The sequence below is a fragment of the Streptomyces sp. NPDC007164 genome (genome assembly GCF_040634135.1).
Lineage (GTDB): Bacteria > Actinomycetota > Actinomycetes > Streptomycetales > Streptomycetaceae > Streptomyces > Streptomyces sanglieri.
In genome coordinates, this window is the sequence record NZ_JBEYFB010000132.1 from 1 (window position 1) to 2177 (window position 2177).

Sequence of the window (2177 nt, forward strand, 5' to 3'; positions counted from 1 at the left end):
GGGCTTGTAAAGAATCAATGTGGTGATTCGGCCTTCTGCGGAGCGTTTTCGGGTGGTGCGACGGAGGCGAGGAGGTCCGCTGCGGTGCGGAAGGGCGTGGCCGGTGTCGGGAGGTGGCCGTCTTCTTCCAGGAGGGGGCGGAGGTCACGGAAGATGGTGCCGATGGTCTGCGGGGTGACGTCGAAGAGGTCGGCGAGTACCTGTCGGGTGCATACGGTGCGCTGGTGGAGGACTGCGATCAGGATGCGTTCCGCGTGGAGGATCTTCTGGTGGAAGGCGCCTTTGTTCGTCCCGGGCTGACGCGGCCCGCCGCGCCGCTGGTAACGGCGCCGTTCCCGCAGGGCCGTATACCTCACCAGTAGCCGATCGGTCAGTTTCTGCAGGTCCTCGCGGCTCATGCCGGTCAGTGACGGGTCGGACAGCACCGTGGAGATGTTCGACCGCCGGGGCGGGGTGGCGGAGCCAGTCCGTACGAAGGCGAGGACCTCCTGCGCCTGGGTGAAGTGCAAGGCGGTGGGGGTGATGGCGTAGTGGTGTTCGTCCAGCACGGACCGGGTCTCCCTGATTGCCTGGCCGATCGCCGGCGGGGTGACCTGGAGGATCTCGGCCAGGACTTTCTGGGCGCACACCTGCCGCAGATGCAGGACGGTGATCAGGAGGCGGTGCCTGGCCGAGAGCAGGGACCGGCCGTGGGCTCCCGGGACCTGGCGGCGTTTCCCGCCGCGCTGCTGGTGGCGGAGTTCTTCGCGCCGTGCGGCCTGGGCGGGGGCCAGGTGCCGGGCCATCGCGTCCAGTTCTTCGTGGCTCATCCCGGGCAGGCGCGGGTCGGACAGCAGCTCAAGGGCCGCCGCCCGCTCCAGCAGCGGGGCCTTCCCGGGAGCCGCCGGGACGGTGGGCTTGTCCGCGGGGCGGATGGTGTAGTTCCAGGTGCCGCGCTCGGTGTGCGGCTCGAGGGGAAGTGCCTTCATGCGGTCGGTGCCGACCGTGACGCCGGTGGGATAGGCGCCGGTGTCCAGGGCGGCCTCGACCCGTAGCCCGGTGCGGGTCCGGGTTGAGGCGATGGTCTGGACGACGACTTCGTGGCTGGTCAGCGGCCGGCCGCGCCAGTTCATCGTGATGTGGGAGAACAGCCGGTGCTCAATTTTATTCCATTTTGAAGCACCCGGCGGAAAGTGACACACCGTAATCTTCAGGCCCGTCTCGGCGGCCAACGCGGCCAGTTCGGCCTTCCAGACCCGGCTGCGGTAACCGTTGGAGCCGCCCGCGTCCGCGGTGATCAGCAGCCGGGTGGCCTGCGGGTAGTCGTCCCGTCCGCGAGCCTGCCACCAACGGCGGATGGAAGCGACCGCGAAGGCGGCCGTGTCGTGGTCGCACCCGACGTTGACCCAGCCGGTATCGGCGGTGAGGTCGTAGACACCGTAGGGAATGGCCTGCTCGGCGTCGGGCCGGGCACAGAAGAAGAAGCTGTGGTCCTCCACCTTGACCGGCTCGCCCTTCGGGCGCCACTCACGGCCGGCGTTGGGCAGCTGGCCGAGCTTCTCCTTCTTCTTGGCATCCACGCTGATGACCGGCTCCCCGGCACCCTGGTGCTGCTTGGCCTGCTCGTTGATGTAGCGGAACTGGGCGTCCCGGTCAGGGTGCTGCCTGCCCTCCAGAGTCTTGGCGTTGACCTGGAGACTGAAGCCGTTCTCCCGCAGCAGCCGGCCCACCGTGGGCGCCGACACGGGATGCCCCTGCCCGGCGAGCTCCTCGGCCAGGTGCCGCAGCGACTTGGTCGTCCAGCGCAGCGGCGATATGGGATCACCCCGCTCGTCCGGCTCGACCAGCGCCAGCAGAGCCGGAACGAGCCGCGGGTCCAGCTCCTCGGCACTCTTGCGCCCGCCACCACAGCGGCGAACCCTCCTCCTGGGCAGCGGATCCTCGCCGCCCTCCAGCTCGAAGACCCCCTTCCGCACCGTCGTCTCGCTCACGCCCGCAGTGCGCGCGACGGCCCGGACCCCGCCGTGGCCCAGCAGCCGGGCCTCGGTGGCCAGCGCCAGCCGCTGCTGCCGCTCATCCAGATGCGGAAACAACACCCCGAACCTCAGGGCGAGTTGATCACGAACCTCACTCGATATGTGCATACCAGACCAACGCGCCAGAGCCCGCAAAGCAACGCGTTGATTCTTTACAAGCCC

General features: G+C 68.9%; 1 protein-coding gene. It reads right to left on the reverse strand.

What is annotated here, in order from left to right:
* Positions 1-14: 14 nt before the first annotated feature.
* Positions 15-2123, reverse strand: a complete 2109-nt coding sequence (locus ABZ622_RS41955; protein ID WP_360552590.1) for an ISAzo13 family transposase — start codon at positions 2121-2123, stop codon at positions 15-17.
* Between the last annotated feature and the right edge of the window lie 54 nt (positions 2124-2177).